21 protein-coding genes and 1 pseudogene are annotated in these 21,711 nt (G+C 36.0%); 2 read left to right on the top strand and 20 right to left on the bottom strand.

The window, feature by feature from the left end; all coding sequences use genetic code 11:
- Nucleotides 1-63 precede the first annotated feature (63 nt).
- From H4J66_RS01705 to H4J66_RS01655, 11 genes are all read right to left on the bottom strand, one after another.
- A complete protein-coding gene (locus H4J66_RS01705) occupies nt 64-1,290 on the bottom strand; it encodes a cyclopropane-fatty-acyl-phospholipid synthase family protein (protein ID WP_182169744.1) in 1,227 nt (408 codons plus the stop codon).
- 35 nt (nt 1,291-1,325) lie between these two features.
- Entirely contained in the window at nt 1,326-2,102 is a 777-nt protein-coding gene (locus tag H4J66_RS01700) for a DUF1365 domain-containing protein (protein ID WP_182169741.1), read from the bottom strand.
- A gap of 2 nt (nt 2,103-2,104) precedes the next feature.
- Nucleotides 2,105-3,376, bottom strand: coding sequence for an NAD(P)/FAD-dependent oxidoreductase (locus H4J66_RS01695; RefSeq protein ID WP_182169738.1), 1,272 nt, complete (start codon nt 3,374-3,376; stop codon nt 2,105-2,107).
- A 5-nt stretch (nt 3,377-3,381) separates the two neighbouring features.
- Nucleotides 3,382-4,098 (bottom strand): SDR family NAD(P)-dependent oxidoreductase, encoded by a 717-nt coding sequence (locus H4J66_RS01690; protein ID WP_182169735.1) that lies wholly within the window; start codon nt 4,096-4,098, stop codon nt 3,382-3,384.
- Entirely contained in the window at nt 4,098-4,559 is a 462-nt protein-coding gene (locus H4J66_RS01685) for a nuclear transport factor 2 family protein (protein ID WP_182169732.1), read from the bottom strand. The genes H4J66_RS01690 and H4J66_RS01685 overlap by 1 nt, the downstream gene beginning before the upstream one ends.
- A 67-nt stretch (nt 4,560-4,626) precedes the next feature.
- Complete coding sequence (phrB, locus tag H4J66_RS01680; protein WP_182169729.1) at nt 4,627-6,006, bottom strand: deoxyribodipyrimidine photo-lyase; 1,380 nt, start codon at nt 6,004-6,006, stop codon at nt 4,627-4,629.
- Nucleotides 6,007-6,199: 193 nt separating this feature from the next.
- Complete coding sequence (locus H4J66_RS01675) at nt 6,200-7,159, bottom strand: DUF523 and DUF1722 domain-containing protein (protein WP_182169726.1); 960 nt, start codon at nt 7,157-7,159, stop codon at nt 6,200-6,202.
- A gap of 33 nt (nt 7,160-7,192) precedes the next feature.
- Nucleotides 7,193-7,879, bottom strand: a complete 687-nt coding sequence (locus H4J66_RS01670) for a ChrR family anti-sigma-E factor (RefSeq protein ID WP_182169723.1) — start codon at nt 7,877-7,879, stop codon at nt 7,193-7,195.
- Nucleotides 7,872-8,441, bottom strand: coding sequence for a sigma-70 family RNA polymerase sigma factor (locus tag H4J66_RS01665; RefSeq protein ID WP_404842807.1), 570 nt, complete (start codon nt 8,439-8,441; stop codon nt 7,872-7,874). Before H4J66_RS01665 ends, H4J66_RS01670 begins: the two co-directional genes overlap by 8 nt.
- Nucleotides 8,442-8,567: 126 nt before the next feature.
- Entirely contained in the window at nt 8,568-9,137 is a 570-nt protein-coding gene (locus H4J66_RS01660; RefSeq protein WP_182169720.1) for an LON peptidase substrate-binding domain-containing protein, read from the bottom strand.
- A gap of 1,006 nt (nt 9,138-10,143) precedes the next feature.
- Nucleotides 10,144-11,961: a fasciclin domain-containing protein gene (locus tag H4J66_RS01655; RefSeq protein WP_182169717.1), complete on the bottom strand. Its 1,818-nt coding sequence runs from the start codon at nt 11,959-11,961 to the stop codon at nt 10,144-10,146.
- A 162-nt stretch (nt 11,962-12,123) separates the two neighbouring features.
- On the opposite strand from H4J66_RS01655, the gene H4J66_RS01650 reads away from it, so the two are divergent.
- A complete protein-coding gene (locus tag H4J66_RS01650) occupies nt 12,124-13,020 on the top strand; it encodes a TIGR01777 family oxidoreductase (RefSeq protein ID WP_182169714.1) in 897 nt (298 codons plus the stop codon).
- Nucleotide 13,021: 1 nt separating this feature from the next.
- Here the strand turns inward: H4J66_RS01650 and H4J66_RS01645 are convergent, their stop codons facing one another.
- The 9 genes from H4J66_RS01645 to H4J66_RS01605 all read right to left on the bottom strand — a co-directional run bounded on the left by H4J66_RS01645 (nt 13,022) and on the right by H4J66_RS01605 (nt 21,308).
- Entirely contained in the window at nt 13,022-13,579 is a 558-nt protein-coding gene (locus H4J66_RS01645) for a DUF3833 domain-containing protein (RefSeq protein WP_182169711.1), read from the bottom strand.
- Complete coding sequence (locus H4J66_RS01640; RefSeq protein ID WP_182169708.1) at nt 13,572-14,132, bottom strand: chalcone isomerase family protein; 561 nt, start codon at nt 14,130-14,132, stop codon at nt 13,572-13,574. Before H4J66_RS01640 ends, H4J66_RS01645 begins: the two co-directional genes overlap by 8 nt.
- Nucleotides 14,125-14,619, bottom strand: a complete 495-nt coding sequence (locus tag H4J66_RS01635) for a DUF2878 domain-containing protein (RefSeq protein WP_182169705.1) — start codon at nt 14,617-14,619, stop codon at nt 14,125-14,127. The genes H4J66_RS01640 and H4J66_RS01635 overlap by 8 nt, the downstream gene beginning before the upstream one ends.
- Before the next feature lie 321 nt (nt 14,620-14,940).
- A complete protein-coding gene (locus H4J66_RS01630; RefSeq protein ID WP_182169702.1) occupies nt 14,941-15,306 on the bottom strand; it encodes a cupin domain-containing protein in 366 nt (121 codons plus the stop codon).
- Between the two features lie 282 nt (nt 15,307-15,588).
- Entirely contained in the window at nt 15,589-16,380 is a 792-nt protein-coding gene (locus tag H4J66_RS01625) for a PhzF family phenazine biosynthesis protein (RefSeq protein WP_182169699.1), read from the bottom strand.
- 183 nt (nt 16,381-16,563) lie between these two features.
- Complete coding sequence (locus tag H4J66_RS01620) at nt 16,564-17,940, bottom strand: pitrilysin family protein (RefSeq protein ID WP_182169696.1); 1,377 nt, start codon at nt 17,938-17,940, stop codon at nt 16,564-16,566.
- Entirely contained in the window at nt 17,941-19,275 is a 1,335-nt protein-coding gene (locus H4J66_RS01615) for a pitrilysin family protein (RefSeq protein WP_182169693.1), read from the bottom strand.
- Between the two features lie 323 nt (nt 19,276-19,598).
- Nucleotides 19,599-20,558, bottom strand: coding sequence for a DUF1186 domain-containing protein (locus H4J66_RS01610; protein ID WP_182169690.1), 960 nt, complete (start codon nt 20,556-20,558; stop codon nt 19,599-19,601).
- A gap of 219 nt (nt 20,559-20,777) precedes the next feature.
- A complete protein-coding gene (locus H4J66_RS01605) occupies nt 20,778-21,308 on the bottom strand; it encodes a hypothetical protein (protein ID WP_182169687.1) in 531 nt (176 codons plus the stop codon).
- A 280-nt stretch (nt 21,309-21,588) separates the two neighbouring features.
- Here H4J66_RS01605 and H4J66_RS20090 point away from each other — a divergent pair.
- Nucleotides 21,589-21,711, top strand: a pseudogene (locus H4J66_RS20090) (transposase); the annotation flags it as partial.

Below are 21,711 nucleotides of genomic sequence, written 5' to 3'. Positions count from 1 at the left end.
AGTTGCCTTCACTTTACTTAATTCAATTAAGTTTAAGAAACAAGGCAAGCTTATAACACTATATTATTTACGCGCAACGATATGTACAGCACTCGTTGAACGCTCTAAAAATGCGCCTTCACAGTAAGCAAAGTAATATAACCATAGACGTTTAAATGTTTCATCATAACCAAACTGAGTAAGATCAGACCAAGAAACTAAAAACTTCTCACGCCAATGCGCTAGAGTTTGCGCATAATCTAGACCAATATCATCAAGCTGTTCAACAACAAGGCTACTATGTTTGGTAATATTATCTGAGAGTACATTTACCGAAGGTAAAAAACCTCCTGGGAAAATGTAACGCTGAATAAAGTCTACGTTACTTCTATAGTAATCAAAACGTTGGTCGACGATAGTGATTGACTGTATAAGTAATTTACCACCATTTTTCAATAAATCATTACATTGTTTAAAGAAGCTAGGTAAAAATTCATAACCAACGGCTTCAATCATCTCGATTGAAACGACTTTATCAAATGACCCTGTTAAATCGCGATAATCTTGTTTGAGTAAAGTGATCTTATCTTGCAACCCTAACTTCTCAATACGCGACTGGGCATAATTAAACTGTGCGTCAGAAATAGTTGTTGTCGTTACTTTACAGCCATAATTTTGTGCTGCATAGATAGCTAAACCGCCCCAACCTGTTCCTATTTCTAGTAAATGATCACTCTCGCACAAAGATAAACGCTGACAAATCGTTTCAAGTTTATGAAGTTGTGCTTCGTCTAATGTGGCATTTTTTGTTGGATAAATTGCAGAGGAATACATCATTTCTGGGTCAAGAAAACGCGTATATAATTCATTACCTAGGTCATAGTGAGCAAGAATATTTTTCTTTGAACCCGATTGAGTATTTCTATTTTGCCAATGCGTTATACTGTTCTTAAACTTATTTAACCATGACTTTTTCGACTCAAGGCTATCAGTTTCTTGTTGTGCTTTAGCAAAAATTCTTATGACATTAGTAAGGTTAGGACTGCTCCATTTTCCATCGATATAGGCTTCTGATACACCGATACTGCCTCCTTTAACAAAATCACGGTAAACACTTATATCATGTATATTAATCTTTCCTTTGAGCGGTGAACTTCCTGGTGTTTCAGGGAAAATGTTATGCTCTGTTCCTTCTACGACTTCTAATTCGCCATATGATAACTTCGAAAAGACAGAATGAACCATGTCACGACAACGCTTATCTATCCAATTGGCGGTCTGCAAAGTTCTAACACCTTCAATTTGTTCCATTTGGTACTCCTTAATCTTATTTTACAATTTATATATTAATTTGATTTTTGATAGCCAATAAAGGGTATCCGCTTAACGAACAATCTTACGGCTTGCCAGTAGATGCCCCAAACAACTTTTACTGTCATCACAGGAAGCTGGCACCAGATTGCCAATAAACTTTTCTTAGTGAATGGCTTTTTTTTCATAACAAGACTGGCGTCGAATAATTTACTTACTTCACCCGTCTCTTCATTAATTGTTTTGTTTTCAATTTTAACCAGTAACTTATCGTGTTCATATGACGGCGGCTTTACATGCCAAAAATATGTCATTGCCATATCCATAAAGGGTGAAACCTGAAATACTTTTTTACTGGTGTTAGCTGTTTTTGTATTGAGTAAATTCACTAAATAAAAATGTCTTTCATTCCAAGGAGTATTGCTAACCTCTGCTAACATTTGAGTACATTCATTTTTTTTGTTGTAACAAAAGTAAAAATTAGCCGGGCTAAAATATATGCCAAAACATCGAACTTGTACCAACATGACAATTCTAGCTATCTCATTATGACCATCTGATACAACGACTTTTTGTTTTATACGCTCTTTAAGAGAGGATAGTTCACCCTTGACATAATCTTTTTCAACAAAGCGTAAAGGATGAAACCACGAAAAACCAAAAATCCCCATACTGTTATTATTATTTTTTACATCATCAACGTCTATTGCAAGCATATACAAGGAGTAATCAAAACTATGCGCCTTAGGACTAAAGCGACGGTGAATTATATTACCTTGATAAATATTGCTTTTGTTGAATAGTTCAGACATTTTTAGCCTTTAACAGTAGCTGCTATATAACATTCAAATTTATTAGCCACTTCTACAGCACTTCTAACACCATCTTCATGAAAGCCATTATGCCAGTAAGCTCCGGCAAAGTGCGTATGATTGACACCACAAATGAGTGATCTACTTTTTTGAGCGCTGATTGAATCAGCAGAAAAAATAGGATGGTGGTAGGTAAATTCTCTTAATATTTTTTTCGGGTCAATATCTTCTTTCTGGTTTAATGTCACACAAAAGGTATGCTGACTTTCTATGCCTTGCAAAATATTCATATTGTAAGTAACGCTTGCTGCCTTAGAACGATCTTGACTAAGCTGGTAATTCCAACTTGCCCACGCTTTCTCGCGATCAGGTAAAAGTGTTTTGTCGGTATGTAAAATCACGGAATTGGCACTGTAAGGCATAGCAGATAGGATGCTACTTTCATTATCAGTTGCATCGTTTAACAAGGCAAGAGCTTCATCTGAATGGCAGGCAATAACAACTTCATCGAAGGTCTCACTAGCGCGATCATTAAAGTGCAAGTGAACTTTGTCGTTGCTACGTGTAATCCCTGAAATATCAGCATTAAGTATTATATTATCTTTAAATGGCATACATAATGGCGTTAAGTAACTTCTAGACCCTTTAGGAATAACGTACCACTGTGGCCTGTCAGCGATATTAAGTAAACCATGATTATGGAAGAATTGTACAAAAAACTTAAACTCAACATCTTCCATTTGCGCTAATGAACTTGACCAAATCGCAGCAGCCATAGGTAAAATATAATGCTCAGCAAAAAAGGCACTGAAATTATTATCTGTTAAAAATTTACCTAATGTTAACCCTACCTGATAATTATTGTACTGATAAATACTTTTACAAAGTTTATTGAAGCGTAATATTTCTTTAACCAGAAACCAAAATTTTGGATTAAATATATTTCTTCTTTGTGCAAATAAAGTATCTAAGTTGTGACCGTTGTATTCCAGACCTGTTTGACAGTTATGAACAGAAAAACTCATCTCAGTTGCTTGCTTACCGATACCAATCTCTGACAATAAAGCCAAGTAATTAGGATAAGTTTTATTATTAAAAACAATAAAACCGGTATCTATAGCAAAAGTTTCATTCGCAATTTCAACGTCTACTGTAGCGGTATGGCCACCAATTTTGTCATTTTTTTCAAAGACAGTTACCTTGTGCTTTTTTGAGAGTAAATAAGCCGCGGTTAAACCAGAGATACCAGAGCCAATAATAGCAATGTGCTTCATGCTTTTTATTTCCTTAAAATAATTGATTGCCAAAGAGATGCAGGTAAAAAAGAGAATAACTTTAAGGTCAACGTAAGCCTTTTTGGAAAGTGTAAATAATTAGCTCGGCGGTTAACACCTTTAATAATTCGTGTAGCGGCTTCTTCACTCGATAATAGAAACGGCATATCAAAGGTATTTTTTTCTGTTAAAGGCGTCTTGATAAATCCAGGATGTACCAATGTTACACCAATATTTGCAGCCACCAGATCAAGTCGTAAACTATTCGCTAAATAATCCATACCTGCTTTTGAGGCACCATATGCTTCACTTCTTGGGAAAGGGACGATTGTTGCACTTGAACTAACAAATACCACCTGCCCACCTTTGTTCGTGATCGGTAAGAAAAATTCTAAAAGAGCTCCTAGTGAGGATAAATTTGTTGAAATAATATCACTAAATAGTTTGCCATCGAAATGCTTAGCATCATCAATGTAACGGCAGTCGCCTGCATTTAAAATCATGATATCAATTTCTTTAATATCAACAGCAGCAGACTCTATTTGGGCTGGTTTGGTCATATCAAATACCAATGTTTTAAAAGCCTTACTGCACAGCTTATCTAATTTACTTTTATCACGTCCACAAGCAATAACATTGTCACCCTGCGCTAAATATTTTTCATATAAAGCGTGACCAATACCTGAAGTGGCGCCTGTGATTAAAACAGTACGAATTGCCATTACTTTGCCGCCTTTTGCTTAATTAATTTTACTAGTTTGCCTAAAACAGGTAATTGTTCATAAAGCATTGCGCCAAGGTCTAAGTAATCTCGGTGGTAAATAACTTTATCTTCATAACCTTTAATATGGGAATGCCCTATTACATTGATAAGATTACCTTTATTCAACTTGGGGTGTTGATATGACATCGTCCAATAAATAGCAGCTTGATCTTTTTCAGCAATAATATTAGTAATAACAAAATCACAAGTCGTTAGATTTTGATATAAATTTTGAAAATATTCAAATAAATTATCAAAGCCTTTAAGTTCATGGATAGGATCAATAAAAATGACATCACGATGATAAATTGTCGACAGAAGATCTAAGTTATCGGTAGAAAGAGTTTGATAAACATTAACAAAATTATTTAACCAAAACGGCGAAGTGGTTGCTGTATCGTGTGGGGCATTATTTTGCATTGCTGTTACCGTAATGGCATTAGCTAATCATAGACAGTTTGATTAGCTAAAATTATAATTAAGCCAGTTATACCTTATAGAAAGCGAGAGCTTTTAACCTAGCTTCTTTATGGTCAACAACTGGTGGCCAGTAAATATTTTTTTTGTTTTTTTCTATAAACAAATGCGGAAAGTGAATACTTTTATCTGGAACACTTCGCAACTCTGGCAGATACTTACGGATGAAAATGCCTTTTGGATCAAAACGTTCACTTTGTCTTATCGGGTTGAAAATTCTAAAGTATGGCTGTGCATCACAACCGGTACTTGCTGCCCATTGCCAACCACCATTATTAGAGGCTAAATCACCATCGATTAGCTGACTCATAAAATACTTTTCACCGAGACGCCAGTCGATTAATAGATGTTTAGTCAAGAAGCTTGCGACAACCATACGAAGCCGATTGTGCATCCAACCTGTTTGATTGAGTTGTCTCATGGCGGCGTCTACTAGCGGATATCCTGTTTTACCCTGACACCAGGCATCAAACAAACCTTTATCATAATGCCAATGTACGCCTTGGTACTTCTCATTAAAGCATTGGTGTTTAGATAGCCTCTGTTCATGAAACATTAAATTTCTATAAAATTCACGCCAAATGATTTCATTTAACCATGAAAACTCTTGGCTATCTGAAGCGATTAATATGTCTGGGTAGGCGTTAATTAAAGTTCTTAATACATACCTGGGACTAATGACACCTGCGGCTAAATAAGGTGACAAACCCGAGGTGCCCTTAATGGAAGGGATGTCCCTTTGATCGTGATAATCAGATATTTTTTCATTAAAGAAAGTTGGAAGAACATGTTTTTCAATGTCATCAACGAGTGGCCAACCAGAAGATATACTTGCATCAGAAATAGTATCTGCTGACGATTCTTTAACGGTACTAGTTGCTACTTTACCTAAATAATCAAAGCTATGTTGTTTAACATAAGTCAACCAGGCACGTTTAAAAGGAGTAAAAACCTTATACATCTGGTTAGATAAATTAAGAACTTTTCCCTTAGGCACAATAACATCTGCTTCAAATAGACTGAGCTTTATACCCAGTGCAACAATGGCTTCATCACGTTTTTGTTCATTAAATTCAACTTCACTGTTGGCTACAACCTCATTGATTTTTTCTTTTTCACAACGAGCTTGTAAATATGAAACCTGATCTTCAAAGGTAGCGGCATCAACTAATTCTAACTCAATACCAACTAACAAGAGCTCTTCGCGAAGTGCTATGGCATGGCGTTTTATAAAATCAATTTTAATAGCAGACCAATCATGCTGCTGCCATTGTTGTTCAGAGATGAAAAAAATCGCTTTAAGGGGAGCATTATCTTGATTGTTTTTTAAAAAATACTGTAATGCGGGATTATCATGACTTCTAAGATCATTGCGAAACCAAAGTAACAAATTTTATTCCTTTATCATTAACTGAAAGTAATTTTTTGCCCGTTTAACAAATTATATAATCATTGCTAATGGTTAAACAGCCAATGACTGATGCTTTATTATATAATGAATACAAGATTTTATAAAATAAACATCTGCCGTTTGACTTATTCTCTATTGTGTAAAGCCGATGACTTAATTAATTTGATGAACATTAATATGAATATCTTAACCTTAGTGCGTCGGGGTAAGGTGCTAAATAAGATTGATTTGTTAAATAATCTTTAGGGTGCTGTAATAGGTAATGCTTGATTAACGTTAAAGGAACAACTAATGGCACAAGTCCTTCACGATAAGCATCAATCTGATCACAAAACTCTTGTCGTTCATTAGCTTTGAGATGCTGTGAAAAATATCCTTGAATGTGGGCAAGAGTATTTGCGTGTTTTTTGCGTGTCGCTTTTATTTTTAGTGCTGTCATTAGCCCTAAAATATATTCGTCAGCCATATCAGCAAGTGGCATATCTGCTCTCGCTAACAATCGACCTAGATCTTTGTAAGCAATTAAATCATGGCTCATAACTGTGTACTTATACTGGCTATGAAACGTTGTTAATTTGTGTTTAGTTAGCCCTGTAGCAAGCAGATTTTGCCAATGTTTGAAGGCAAATACACGAGCGACAAAGTTTTCACGGAGCACCATATCGTTTAAGCGGCCATTTTCTTCACAAGGCAACAGTGGATTAACTTCCATAATAACTTTAGCAAACGCACCTATGCCGTCAGATGGTAACGCGTGACCACCTGGATTGTAAACTTTTACCCTTTCCATGCCACAACTGGGACTTTTAGCACAAAAGATATAACCACTTAAATCTTTGGTCGCTTTGGCCACTTTTTCACCGTAAAGCTGAAGTGCTTGTGTAACATCACCACTGCCATCAGGACGAGATACATGAATAACATCGTCCTTTTTTATTAAACGAATTGTCGGCCTTGGAATAGGTAAACCTATTGCGATTTCAGGACAAAATGATTTGTACGTTACATGATTACTAAATTCTTTTATACAAAAGGTCGAAGGTTTGTTACTGGCATCAAAGCGAACTTTCTCTCCAAGCAAACAAGCGCTAATGCCAATAAGTAAATCTTCTTTGTCAACCGAGTGAATCATATTTTTCCCTAAAATACTATAACATCTGCTTACTTAATAGATAAAGGAACCTATTGGATTCAGCAATTTATTAATACCCTGCGTAAAGTGCATAGCGTCATTAGCTACAGTATAACAAAGACAACCATTGCTTGAAATTGGATTATGAAGATGTTCGCCATCAAGCATAATAAAATCACCCTTTACATATTCACCCTTTTCATCATGAAAAGAACCTTCTAATAATAATGTTAACTCAAAACCTTTGTGGGTATGTTGAGGAACAGAGCCGCTTGGTTCCATGTGCAACAAACTAGTATGAATTTCATTTTCATCAAACTGTACACGTTTTCTTGCTAGTTTACCTATATGTGCTATTTTTCCCAACATCATATTATTCAATACGCTAGGTAATTGATAAGACTTATCTTTAAAATTAATTTTTTTTGTTTCAACTGGTTGCATAACATCAATTGCATCAGAATCTGTGATGCCATTAATCATGTCATCAAAATTTATCGTTAAGATACTTTCAGCAACTGAATCGCTACCACTATGAGTAATATTTGTAGCCGACTCGTCAAAATTCAATTCTGCTACTTGGTCTGTCAACAATGATATTTTCTGTTGACAAGTTGGACACATACTAGCGTGAATGGATATACCAGCAGACAAAGAAGCCGGTAAATCACCATTAACAAACGACTGTATTAACTCAAATTTTGGGTGATGTTTAATCATGATTTTCTCCTAACTGCACTTTGAGTTTTGCTAAAGCTAAACGCAAACGAGATTTTATAGTACCTAGAGGTAGATTTAGATGGTTTGCTAGTTGTTCTTGAGACATTTCCATAAAATAGAAACCTTTAACAACTTGCTGTTGCGCTTCTGGTAATTTTTCAATTACTGATAAAAGCTCTTTATTTTCAAGATGATCATCAAATGATTCTTCTTCACTTACTTGGCTTTCGGCTAATGGCCAAATGTCATCACTGAGATTGTCTTCTTTATTGCCCTTAATCTTACGTAACATATCAAAAGTTACATTTCGCATGACTGTATAAACCCAAGTCGTAGCAGCCCCTTTGTCTTTATCAAATAGATGGGCTTTGCGCCAAACATTACTCATGGTCTCTTGAACCACTTCGCTTGCTTGAGCTTCATTAGGGAATTTACCCCGGGCAATTCGTTGAATTTTAGGTGCAAAAAATTGAAACAAATCGGTGAATGCTTTTTTATCTCTTGTGCTTGCTACGTCGTTAAGCCACTGACAAAGCTGAGGATGATTAATTTTTTCTGTCATGTTACTAGATTTAACACTTGTCACTGTGCTTAGCAAGTTAGTTTGCATCACTTCTATCACCGTTTTATTATATTTAGATGCCTATACGGGTAAAGATGAATAAAGATCACTAAGTACTAAATATATTTATTTGTCTATAACAGATTGAACCAATTCTTTTGCCGCTACAAAATCATGGTCAATAACAAATGTAGCTTTAATGTCTAAATCTATTGGTAGCAACTCTAGCCATCTTGCAATAACCCAGCTTGGACGAGTGATTTCTTTTTGCTGATATAAATCATCTAAGTCCGGATTGTTCGTGAAAACGTTTGCTAAAGACTCTGACAATTCAGAGAGTGAAATATCGACTGAAGATTGTGACCAATGTTGAATTTGCTTTACATCACCAAAATATAATTTATCGCTATCTAAGGTTAGCGTATCAATTTCTACTAGCGATTTACACTTAACATCAATTTCTAATATTCCGTCATCGCCTTTATCAAAATTAATAATCTCTACCCAACTTCCCCACAGTGAATTTGAAAGATCATTATTGTTATTTTTTGACCATATAACGAAGCCACCATTTTTAGAAGCAATACCCACCATTTTTAAATAACGCGGTTCAAATATTCTTAACTTGGTGACTCCCTCAGGTAAAAGGAATATAGGCAAAGGAAAAACAGGTAGATTCATTGTAGTTATTTTCATATATTTATTACTTCTATTATCTTATTAATATATACGTTTATGCACACAAAATGATCACGATTACATAAAGATCACATAAGCAGAGGCGTAAAACATATATCTATGTAGTCTATGTATCTAAGGTAAACTACACCCAGTTAAGCCACTATTAATCTGAGCCGATAGAGATTACTTGTTCATTACTACCGTCATGGTTTGTTATACGTTAAAAAACAAGCAATCGATCACATAAAGGTAAGTAACAGGCAAAAAAAAGCCCCATAGGCTGGGGCACAAAAAGATGCATATAAATAGGTTATGCATCAAAAGGTAAAACTATGTCTTAGCCAGAGTCACTGTGCCGATAGAGGTTAACTATTATCGTAACGGTCAGTTATACGTTAATAGCCAGATAACCGATCACTTAAAGGTAAATAATAAGCAAAAAAAAGCCCCATAGGCTGGGGCGTAAAACTATGCATATAAATAGGTTATGCATTAAAGGGTTAAACTATGTATTACTCAGAGTCACTGTGCCGATAGAGGTTAACTTTTATCGTCATGGTCAGTTATACGTTAATGGCCAGATAGCCGATCACTTAAAGGTAAATAATAAGCAAAAAAAAGCCCCATAGGCCGGGCCGTAAAACTATGCATATAAATAGGTTATGCATCAAAGGGTAAAGCTATGTCAGAGTCAGAGTGCCGATAGAGGTTAGCTTTTATCGTCATGGTTGGTTAAACGTTAATTGCCAGATAACCGATCACTTGAAAGTAAATAATAAGCAAAAAAAAACCCCATAGGCTGGGGCGTAAACTATGCATATAAATAGGTTATGCATCAAAGGGTAAAACTATGTCTTAGTCAGAGTCACTATGTCGTGTCGATAAAGGTTCACCGTTATCGTTACCTTTAATTGTACGTTTATGACCAGATAATCGATCACTTCAAAGTAAATAATAAGCAAAAAAAAGCCCCATAGACTGGGGCGTAAAATCAACTAATTAGAAAATGTAATACGAACGATTAATCAAGAATTACTGTATCAATAACATGGATAACGCCATTAGTCGTATTAATATCTGTTATGACTACATTCGCACCACCAATGACCAGCGAGCCGCTTACAGCATCGATACCAACAGATATTTTGGTGTTAGATAATGTTGATAGTGTTTTACCATTAGCAGCATAGGCATCAACAGAACTCAAAGATACTTCACCAACCACATGAGTGAGTAAAACTTCAGTTAATGCTGTTTTATCAGCTAAGAGCGCATTTAATACATCACTATCAATTTTTTCAAATGCTGAATTTGTAGGAGCAAAAACTGTAAATATTTTAGTTTCATCTGCAAGAGTATCTACTAAATCAGCTGCGGTGAGCGCAATAACTAACGTAGAAAAATTATCAGGGTCAGCAAGAGCTACTTCAACAATTGAATTTGTTGGTGTATCACTTTCTGCTAGTGGCATAATTATGTTATCAATAACATGAATAACGCCATTATCAGCCATCACATCTGCAGTACTAACCTTAGCGCCGTTAACAAAAAGTGTTGAATTAGAAAATGACAAAGCAACATTATCGCCATTAGCCGCTTCAGCGGTGTTAGACGAAGATTGGGCTAACGTTATTGCGCCATCAGCTAATACTTTTCCTGGGATCACATGGTACAACAATATGTTAGACAACTGTTCAGTTGAAAGGTTTATCAGTGTATCAGCGGGTAATTTTGCAAATGCGGCATCAGAAGGAGCAAATACAGTAAAGTCGCTTTCTAGATCCGCCAATACAGTATCTAAACCTGTAGCTTGTAAAGCACCAACTAAAGTAGTGAAACTACCGTTTGCAATTGCTACATCGACTATGCTCATCGCTGGTGCAGGTACTTCGACATCACCAATGATAACCGCATCAATGACATGTATAATTCCGTTAGTAGTATATATATCTTTAATGATGATATTCGCACCACCAAAAGTCAGCATGTCCGTACTAGTATTTATGTTCAATGGAATCAATGCTGTTGAAGCTGTTTCAACCATAACACCATTAAGTGAGAATGCCGTAACTGAGTCGACCGCCATTTCAGGTATAACATGTTGCAGCAATATACGGCTTAATACTTCAGTATTATCAAGCAGTGTATTTATGGTTGCATCACCGATAAGGGCAAACGCCGCGTCTGTCGGTGCAAAAACAGTGAAATTAGCCGAATCATCTGCGAGTACTACATCCAATTCAGTTGCTTGTAAAGCGGCGACTAAAGTCGTGAAGTTACCGTTTGCTACCGCTGTTTCGACAATGTTACTTGTAGGTGTTACGATGTCTGAGGGTGGTAATAAAACAGCATCAATAACATGAATAATACCATTGTCTGTTTGAATATCAGCGATAATAACGGTTGCAGCGTTCACTAGCAATTCGTTATCTGGCGATAGAGATAAACCAACCGAGTCACCATTGACCATACTGACCGTAGTACCGGCTAAACTAATTGCCGTAGTGGCATCGACTTCTCCACTAATTACGTGGTAGGTAAGTATGTTAGATAATGTATCGGTATCGGCGAGTAAGGCATTTATAGTGTCGTCTCCCAATAAAGCAAATGCATCATCTGTGGGAGCAAAGACTGTAAAAGAACTGTTGGTGTCAGAGAGTGTCGCATCTAAACCTGTCGCTTGGAGTGCTGCAACTAACGTAGTAAAACTGCCGTTACTAATGGCAGCATCAACAATGGTTATTTTTTCTTTTTCTGGCTCTGTTGCTTTATCATCATTACAAGCTTGCAAAAAAAACACACTTATGATGGTTACTGTTAATAGTTTTAAATATTTCACTTGGCTTCCCTTATACGTTCATTGAGTTAATGTCATGTTAAATTACGCACAAAAAAAAGACAAAGATCACTATATTTGATAAAATATTAAATAATTTTTTGAATGATCTTATAAGATTAATACTTCGTATTAACTAAGTTATTCTAATCATTGGATATACCTATGAATTATCTTATTACCGGTGGAACTGGCCTCATTGGCCAAGCATTGATTAAATCTATAAATACGGACAAAAACACTGTTACGGTGTTAACTCGAAATATAAAATCTGCGAGTTTAGCCATAAACAAAAAAGTCCAGTTTATTGATAAACTCTTACTTACCAGTATAGAAAGTACTGATATTGTAATTAATCTAGCCGGCGAGCCTATTGCTGATAAGCGTTGGTCACCAGAGCAAAAAAATAGAATTTGTCAAAGCAGATGGGATATTACTGACGAAATAGCACAGTTAATTTCCATTGCAGAAAAACCACCAAGTTTACTTATTTCTGGCAGTGCAATTGGTGTATATGGTCGACAAAATAGTCAAGCCATTGATGAAACCTTTAAAGATTTTCATCAGGAATTTACTCATGAAGTCTGTGCAAAGTGGGAGGAAAAAGCGTTAATTGCTTGTTCAGAAAATACTAGAGTTGCTCTATTACGTACTGGGATAGTATTAGATAAAAGTTCTGGTGCCTTAGCTAAAATGTTATTACCGTTCAAATTAGGTGTTGGCGGGAAAATAAGTCAAGGCGATCAAGTTATGTCTTGGGTACACATTGACGATATGGTCTCTGCAATATTACATGTAATTGATAATGATAACTTATCAGGTCCAATAAACATGACATCTCCTAATGCGGTAACCAATGAAGTATTTTCAAAAGCTTTATCAAAATCACTTCATCGTCCTAGCCTTTTCACTACGCCAGCCCCACTACTTAAACTTATTTTTGGTGAAATGGCAGAGTTGTTGCTGTATGGACAAAATGTAGTACCACAAAAACTATTAAATAGCGGTTTCGTTTTTAAACATGATAAAATTGAAGCCGCTTTAACTGACCTACTACAATAACTTAATTAGATTGACAGCTTTGGTTTGTTGTTTCCTTATCAAAAAACAACGTTATTTCAGCAACTTGAAGGCCAAACTTAGACATTGCAGTTTTATTAAAGACCTTGTTTTCATCTAACTGATACATCCAATCATCCATAGTAACCTCCATTATCTCACCATCAAGGTTTAACGATAATGTATATTGAAACTGAAAAGCAAAACCTTGATGCTTGCCAATAGCCTCACCGACAACATCTTCTGCACCGCCAACATAACTTCCATCAGATAGTTTAGTCAATTGCCAATTACGATAGCTTACTTCGCCGTCATCAAAGTAAAATTTTTCTGCAAGTACTCCCTGTTCTTCTTGCCAACTTCCTTCAATTTCAACACAAAAGCGTCTCTTAACTTCGTTGGTATAATCTTGAACTATTCCCCAGGCAATAACTTTTCCATCAAAGTAAGATTTTATATCAAATGGTTTAGCTACTGGTTTGTATTCCTCTAGATCTACCGAACAGCTAGAAATAAATAAGCTTGTGGTAATAAAAGCTAAACTTCTTATATATTTATTCATCTTTGTTAATTCCTAATAATTCAAGCCTAAGCTTTGGTTCACTGGTATTTTTTGATAACCATATATCGAGAAAAAGTTGACTAAATTCTTGCTGTTCAATTTCACCGATAAGATCATTATTAAAATAAAAAGTACTTTTATTATTACTGACATATAAAGACAAACTATCGCCCTCTTTAATATCAGGCCATATTTTTTTAAGGGTAGGTAAATAGCGTTCAAAGTTTTTTCTTGGTACACCTAAATGCTGCCATTGCTCGACTGTTCGTTCAATTAAATCTTTACTTGAAATGTCAGTCAAATAGTTAATCTGGTATAACAATTTTTCATCTGTTAACTCAATAGGATATTTTCCAGAAGTTGTCAGTAATTTACTTTTGTACAGGTCCCAAAAAAGCACAGAAAAAGTTGTTTGACCGACAGGTATATAAACCCGCTCTGTAAGAATATTATTTAATGTGTCAGGCTTGATATCATCAGTCGCTAACACTTGAACGGTAATAAATTGTTGTAACATGGTGATAACGATCAATCGAGCATAAAATTTAAGCATAATTTACCTCTTGGGTAATAATTTTTGATTTCAAATAAAAAAACAAAATAAACAATGTCCCCCATACCAACGCTAAAATAGTATAAGTTATAAGCATAGAATAACCAAAATCGACCGCTGATAATTTGTTACCAGCAATGTAACTTAATGGTGATATTAGTCCTCCTACAACTAATTGCAGGAGCTTAGAAGAAGATAAAAATTGTAAGCTATGACAAATGGTGGCGGCAAAACTAGCCCATAACATCATCAGCCAAAAAGGAATATGAGCTCCTTCAATAAAAATGAAAATATTGAGCTGCTGTAATAATGAGTCAACACCAATACCAATAGCGCTGACCAACAAGATTAACAACAATTCTTTATAATTCTTAGATTGAAAAAACAAGTGGGCAAGCAGAAGTGTAAAGGCAAATGGAATGAAATTATTACCCCAATAAACCAAGCCAAACCATGAAACATTAAAACCAATTATATTAATCAACATATATTTATCAAATCAACCTTTTTTTTATATACGTATCAATAAGAGAATAAGATCTATCCACCTAGGTTTAGCGGCGCTTATATGGGATATCTTGTCTTATAAAAGCCAGCATTACCACCATTGCTAAAATTAAACGGAAATACATTTTTGCTTTGATCGTATAAGTTTTATTTCGCATAAGTAACATTCTGAAACTTATGATGATTACACTAGCGGTTATTACAGTTGCAATGTTCTGTGCCAACAGTTTAGAGAACGGTACCAACTAAATTCAATAGGGTAAAAATGCCCGATAGCAAACTAAAAGACTCACTTTATACCTTATACCCAAAGATCATTCTGAGCGGTAAGCTCTCCCGGTGAATCTCCGGTGTTAACGACACCAAAAGGTTCTATAAGCATTATTTTACATTCATCTTTTGCATGAGGTTTATGTTCAACGCCTTTTGGCACAACATACATCTCCCCCGCAAGAAGGTCGACTCTACCATCCCTAAAATCAATACTCATAGCACCTTCTACAACAAGGAAAACTTCGTCTGTGTCTGGATGCGAGTGCCAAGTAAATTCATTTTGAATTTTAGCTAATTTAAATTGGTAGTCATTCATTTGGGCAACCACTCTTGGTGACCATTGATCTGAAAAATGAGTAAACTTATTCAATAAATTTATCGGTGTTTTTAACATGTAATTCCTTAAAGGGAGAGTAATTTTTAATTTCCACTGAACAATAGCGTAAAGCGCCCTTGCTCTTTTAAAACACTAGATTCTAAAAACTACACTGTAATTGTACCCGTTAAGTACTGCACCGCTTTACCCGAGATATAAACTTTATCTCCCTTTATACGGCACATTATTTTTCCTCCTCGCTTAGAGGTTTGGTAAGCGAGGAGTTTGGGTTTGTTTAATTTTTTAGACCCTGGTATCAGAGTGTTGGTCTAAGTTTAGGTTTCCCACTGAACAATAGCGCTACACTGTAATTGTACCCGTTAAGTATTGTAACGCTTGGCCTGAAATATAAACTTTATCTTCTTCTATACGGCACATTAGTTTTCCTCCTCGCTTAGAGGCTTGATAAGCAATGAGGTCGGGATTATTTAACTTTTTAGACCAGTAAGGCGTTAATCCAGTATGAATTGAGCCCGTTACTGGGTCTTCATCACCACCATTTGCAGGCCAGAAGTAACGAGAGACAAAATCAAACTCTGTTGATGTTGATGTCACCACTACATCATAAGGAGCAAGCTGCTTTAATTCGTCACTATTGGCGATAACAGCGAGCACATCACTTTCATTTTCGTAAATAACAAAATACGCTTGGTCATTTAATAAGACGTCGATGGGATTAATCGACAAACCATTTAATAACGCCGCAGGAATTTCATTTACGACTGTAGGCTCTTTATTAGGAAAACACATTTGTATAAGGCCATCGGGTGTTTTTGTAACTGACAGATCGCCCACGGCCTTTGCGAAGAAGTTAATTTCTTTAACCGTGTTATCTTTCGCAAAAATAACGAATGAAGCCGCTAGCGTGGCATGCCCACAAAAATCAATTTCTGTTATCGGTGAAAACCATCGTATTTCATACGCTTGATTATTAATTTGTTTAACAAAGGCCGTTTCTGAAAGGTTATTTTCTATAGCAATAGACTGCATAAGCTCTGTAGTCAACCAGTCAGTGGTTATAATGACAGCCGCGGGGTTGCCTTTAAACGTCTCATCAGTGAATGCATCTATAACATTTATCTGTAGTTCCATTAAAAATAATACTCCAGTATGATCAATTTTTCAGTGTTTTTTTATCAATAATTGAGGCTTATTGACTAAAGCGATTGTTGCTGTGCTCGTTGGCTTATCTCAGTTTACAACGTGCGCAGTATAGTACTGCGCACTTGATTTTACATGTCAACAATTATAACGATATGCGTTTTTATCACACATCTAAAAACTAACCGTATTGATATCAACTTCTTTTACCTTACCGTATTTTTTTGCTTTTTCACCAATGATGTCAGCCTTACCTATAATGACTAACTGTAAGTTTTCTCTTGGAAAAACAGTTTTAACAATCTCATTTGCTTTGATGACATTTAGCGCATCAACATTTTTTTGAAAATCGTTAATAAAAGTATTATCAAGCTGTTGAACCCACATAGTAGCCAGTAAACCAGCCAGTTGACGACTTGTTTCATATTTTGGAGGGAATTGCCCTTTAACATAAGCTTTAGCAGATTCTAAGGTGTCTTGATCAATACCCTGCTCCCACAACCTGTCATAGGTTTTTAGCGCTAAATCGATGGCTTCAAAGGTTGTTTCATTTTTAGTGAAAGTAGATATAACAAACGTACCCGCGGTTGAGTAGCTATTAAATTGACTTCTCGCGCCATACGTTAAACCCGAATTAACACGTAATGCGTCATTTAACCACGAGGTAAATCTACCACCCAATATAGTATTGATCACTTTTATGGCAACCATATCAGGATGATTAGACGCTATGCCTTTACCACCTATGATAAAAGTACTTTCGTTAGCATCACTTTTATTAACAACCAATACGTTTGATTCTGCAGGTTCTTTAAAGCTCTTTAAATTAGGAGCACTTATATTTTTAGATGCCCAGTCTGAAAATAAGTCATTAATCTTTTTTTCCATACTTTTGCTATTAAAGTCGCCAACAACAATAAGTGCACTATTATTTGCTGAGTAGAACGCCTGGTAAAAAGTTTCTATTTGTTTAATAGAAAGCTTTTCGATGGTTGAAATATTGCCATCAGCCGGGTTTCCTAATGAGTGTTGTTGAAAATATAGCTGGTTAAATGCTCCGCCGATAATTTGCCCAGGTTGTTCCCTACTTTGTTTTAGATTTTCGAGGTGACGTTTTTTCTCTTTAACAAATTCTTCATTGTCAAAGCTTGGCGCTAATAAAATATCTCTAAATACTGGCAACAATCCATCAATATCTTTACTGGCAATAGATAAGCTTAACGTAGAGGACTCCATACCAACGCCGTTACTAAAGTTAGCCCCGTGAAAATCAAATAAATCTTCAATTTCTTTTTTTGATAATTTGTCGCTGCCAAAACCAAGCGCTGTACCCGTAAAGTTCGCTAAGCCATAATTGTCACCGTCATTAACTGCGCCAGCTTTAGTAACCACTTTAATATCGACTAAAGGGACTTCATGTTGTTCCATCAAATAAACGGTTAAGCCGTTTTTCAATGTCAGCTTTTGATAATCGGGTAAAGTAAATTCAGCGAATACTGGATGACTTAATATCATGATAAAGCTGCAAATAAATAAAAGGGAATGTTTCATCTATAAATCTCCTTCGCTGCTGTCTTGTTCAGCAGCTAAAATGCCAACCGTGCGGTTAGACTTTATTAAATAGGTACTCGCGACCCGCTTAATGTCTTCAACTGACACTTTGTTCATGTCTGAAATTGCCGTAAACATTTTCGAATAATCATCAAAAAACAACGCATATGTCCCTAACGTATTTGCTTTACCATTGATTGTGGAAAGCGTGCGATAAAAATCTACCTGAGCAATATTTTTGGTTTTGGTGAGCTCATGCTCAGTAACACTATTAACAATAATATTATTAATTTCTGCTACCATCGCTTGCTCAAGCACACTCGCTTTTACCGAACTGGTCGCGGTAGCGAAAACATAGAATAGATTGGGATCAAATGAATCCGGCATATAAGTAAAAACGCTTGTTGCTATTTGTTTATCGTCGACCAGACTTCTAGACAAACGAGAACTTTGGCCATCGCCCAAAATAGAGGCAAGCATTTTCAATGGATAATAATCTGCATGGCGGGTTTCTGGTACGTGAAAAGCAAATAATACATTGGCAGAGGTTGAAGACTCCTTTTGCACATAAGTTCGGCGTTCACCGAGTTGCTTAGGCTCAACAGTATGTACTTTTCTTGGGCTTGATTGTGCACTGATCGGTGCAAAATGTTTATTTGCGAGTTTTTTTACTTGCGCTAAGGTGACATCACCACTGATAACCACAACAGCATTGTTCGGTGCATAATATGTTTTGTGGTAGGCTTTGAGATCTTCAATCGACCAATTATCTATATCTGACTGATGACCGATAACTCCCCAACTGTAGGGATGTGCTCGAAAAGCGACGCCTTTTACTTCTTCATGCAGTTTACTGAAACTTGAATTTTCTAACCGAGTTGACCTTTCAGAGGTCACTACGCCACGTTCACTCTCTACCATAGCTTCATCAATAGCGAGGTTTTCAATACGATCGGCTTCTAAACTGAAAATTGTTTCTATTGCACTAACCGGGAACCAATTAGTATAAGCGGTAATGTTTTCGGAAGTGTAAGCGTTATTAGCTCCACCAGCAGCTTCCATTACACGGTCAAACTGTTTAGGGCCATATTTTTTTGCACCATTAAACATCATGTGTTCAAAAAAATGTGAAAGCCCTGTTATGCCCGGATATTCGTTTCTAGATCCTACTTTCCAGAATAAATACATGTTGGCATTAGGGATAGAATGATCTTCTAATACGATGATGGTCATACCGTTGTCTAAGGTAAAAGACTTAACATCTTCAAGCGTAGTTAAGGCATTTGCAGACAAGCTTACCAAGGCACAACAAAGTGCTAGGATTATTTTTTTCATGTTGTTTTCACTATTAACTTTAATTGTCATTGATTGTATTGAGAAAAAATAAATGTGCAAGCAACAAAGACGCGTCAAACGAAACTTGTTAATAAAATGTTGACTTTTACATTGATGATGACCGATTGATGTCATTTACTGGTAAAATTAATCATCCAAAAAATGACTGATATAGCGATTAATTTTAATGAAATATTCCCTTGAGAAAATAAAAAACTGCTAATCTTTCAATGAGCGGTTTTTCTAGTTTGACGAGATGAATACAGGCACGGAGTTACTTGCGCTATATTATTTTTATTTACAATAAATGCCAGCGCTGTGTTTTACTGTAAGCAACATTTTTTATATTTTTTGCCACTACCACAAGGACATCGATCGTTACGTCCAGCTATAGCTAATGAACTCACCGGTACGCTGTTCTCTAAAATTGTTTTTTCGTCATAAAGGATATTAGCTAATAGACCACCTTCAGCCATTAACGACTCAAATATATCATGGTCTTCACTTGGAAGTGTATCTAGCAGCTCTTCTTCAGAGTCATCATCAATCCATGCCTTTAACGTATCAACGACACTAAACTCTGCCTGAATAATACCAGACTCTATCAGCTTAGGTGCATCTCCCCTGTGCCAGGCTTTTACCTCAGATTTTTTAAAGCGGTCTTCATCAAATAAGTCTTTATCACATAATTCTACAAACTGATGTTTGAAATTATCAAGTTGATATTCAATACAAGAATCGGCTAATGCACTCATTAAAAAACTACTGATTGAATTAGGTAAAGCCAAAAAGGCTGCTAGCCAGCGAGTTACATGTTCACCTAATTCCGTCTTATCAATGACACCCACTTCGTATTGAGCAAACACCGCTTCAATAGCCGAAGCTTTGCAGTACATCGCTTGATGACCATCAACAATGTAATCAGACAATACTTGTGTATTACCGTCTGCCACATTATAAAATAAGGTTGGCGTTAATTCAGTAAGAGCATCTCCAAAAACCCCTTCAAGGGGGGTTAAAAAGGAATCACTGCGTGAGAATAGCTGCAGACATTTTGACAACGCGGGAACATATTTTAATTCTGCTAGTAATAAGGTGCCGAAAAATAAAATCGCCTGTTGTTCATCGGTAAGCGAAATATCATCGGTAATAAATTGATCGATGAGTCGCTCTAAATCAGGATAAAACACTGACCAATTCATTTTAACTGCTTCTAGCGCTTCTACAGGTAGTTCGTTGCCATGTGCCGTAGCGATTACCAATAAAGCTTGTTCTAAATTCATGTAAGTTCCGCGTTAAATAATCAATAATGGGTGGCAAATGCCAAGTGTTACATAATAAACACTTCCTATTGCCGTTACCAATGAAAGCACTAGATCTAATCAAATTTTCATTTAATATTTCAAATAGATCTAGTTTACTGCAACAAGCTATTATTTTTCGTCTAGTTGCTTACTGAGTTCACTTCGCCAATAACCTTGTTGACCAAGCGCTTTCCAAGCCTATTTTATCCAACTTAAAAAAGCAAAACTCAGCCAAATAACCCAAACCAACATAATACCCTTATAAAAAATGGTTGAGATACTCACCACAGATACTTGGGGTAACAAACCACTCGATTTATCTGAAAACCATTGCAGGTGGTTACCATATGAATAATTACCTTCAATACCCATACTAGGCGAACTCAACAGGCTGGCCGGAACCACAAGTAAAAGCGACACGATGGCGACAATCGATAACAGATACAATAAAACCTGCGATGCATTATATGAAAGTCGATTAATGTTTTTTGGTCGATAAGTACTAGCAGTGATAGCAGCAAACCACAGTGACATTAGCATCAACACTCCCCAATTACTTAAACTTAAGCCAAAGCCTAATATTATCCAACTCACGGTATTTAAGGGTGAAAAATTCACTCTTGAGACGAGTAAAGCTAATAAAATAAAAGCTAACAACTCGCCCCAATAAAGTACGGCTGACTCTAGTAGAGGACCTTTAGCAGAAAGTATCCAGCGCTGACTACTCAAATTAATAATACTAGTAATATTACTTACTGGTGCATGTTACCCAAAAGTAGTGACAAAAAAGGTGAGCCAACATTAACGTATGTTGGTTCACCCTTACTTTTGTTTTTGTTTATTATTTAAACCACAAAAACAATGTTGATAAAAAAAAGCGTTTAATCATTTATCAAACTCAACGAAGGACTTACGCTAGGATCACTAATTAAGCCACCCATAATAACTTGTTTGTTTTTTCAACAATAAACTACACTTAATTTACCTTCTTATAAGTGTGGTGATTGTTATGCCCAAGCCTCGTTCACAACAAATCAGTTTATCTGATACACCCTATTATCATGTTTGCAGTCAAACCGTTCGAAAAGCCTTTTTATGTGGTATTAATAAAGAAACCGGTGTCAGCTATGCG

It is taken from the genome of Colwellia sp. MB3u-55 (assembly GCF_014076785.1).
Lineage (GTDB): Bacteria > Pseudomonadota > Gammaproteobacteria > Enterobacterales > Alteromonadaceae > Colwellia_A.
This window is presented reverse-complemented; position numbering and strand designations above follow the sequence as displayed.

Excerpts from the sequence above, each read along its gene's own strand:
- H4J66_RS01705 (WP_182169744.1), bottom strand. The coding sequence starts at position 1,290 with ATGGAACAAATTGAAGGTGTTAGAACTTTGCAGACCGCCAATTGGATA.
- H4J66_RS01700 (WP_182169741.1), bottom strand. The coding sequence starts at position 2,102 with ATGTCTGAACTATTCAACAAAAGCAATATTTATCAAGGTAATATAATT.
- H4J66_RS01695 (WP_182169738.1), bottom strand. The coding sequence starts at position 3,376 with ATGAAGCACATTGCTATTATTGGCTCTGGTATCTCTGGTTTAACCGCG.
- H4J66_RS01690 (WP_182169735.1), bottom strand. The coding sequence starts at position 4,098 with ATGGCAATTCGTACTGTTTTAATCACAGGCGCCACTTCAGGTATTGGT.
- H4J66_RS01685 (WP_182169732.1), bottom strand. The coding sequence starts at position 4,559 with ATGCAAAATAATGCCCCACACGATACAGCAACCACTTCGCCGTTTTGG.
- H4J66_RS01675 (WP_182169726.1), bottom strand. The coding sequence starts at position 7,159 with ATGATTCACTCGGTTGACAAAGAAGATTTACTTATTGGCATTAGCGCT.
- H4J66_RS01670 (WP_182169723.1), bottom strand. The coding sequence starts at position 7,879 with ATGATTAAACATCACCCAAAATTTGAGTTAATACAGTCGTTTGTTAAT.
- H4J66_RS01665 (WP_404842807.1), bottom strand. The coding sequence starts at position 8,441 with ATGACAGAAAAAATTAATCATCCTCAGCTTTGTCAGTGGCTTAACGAC.
- H4J66_RS01660 (WP_182169720.1), bottom strand. The coding sequence starts at position 9,137 with ATGAAAATAACTACAATGAATCTACCTGTTTTTCCTTTGCCTATATTC.
- H4J66_RS01650 (WP_182169714.1), top strand. The coding sequence starts at position 12,124 with ATGAATTATCTTATTACCGGTGGAACTGGCCTCATTGGCCAAGCATTG.
- H4J66_RS01645 (WP_182169711.1), bottom strand. The coding sequence starts at position 13,579 with ATGAATAAATATATAAGAAGTTTAGCTTTTATTACCACAAGCTTATTT.
- H4J66_RS01640 (WP_182169708.1), bottom strand. The coding sequence starts at position 14,132 with ATGCTTAAATTTTATGCTCGATTGATCGTTATCACCATGTTACAACAA.
- H4J66_RS01635 (WP_182169705.1), bottom strand. The coding sequence starts at position 14,619 with ATGTTGATTAATATAATTGGTTTTAATGTTTCATGGTTTGGCTTGGTT.
- H4J66_RS01630 (WP_182169702.1), bottom strand. The coding sequence starts at position 15,306 with ATGTTAAAAACACCGATAAATTTATTGAATAAGTTTACTCATTTTTCA.
- H4J66_RS01625 (WP_182169699.1), bottom strand. The coding sequence starts at position 16,380 with ATGGAACTACAGATAAATGTTATAGATGCATTCACTGATGAGACGTTT.
- H4J66_RS01620 (WP_182169696.1), bottom strand. The coding sequence starts at position 17,940 with ATGAAACATTCCCTTTTATTTATTTGCAGCTTTATCATGATATTAAGT.
- H4J66_RS01615 (WP_182169693.1), bottom strand. The coding sequence starts at position 19,275 with ATGAAAAAAATAATCCTAGCACTTTGTTGTGCCTTGGTAAGCTTGTCT.
- H4J66_RS01610 (WP_182169690.1), bottom strand. The coding sequence starts at position 20,558 with ATGAATTTAGAACAAGCTTTATTGGTAATCGCTACGGCACATGGCAAC.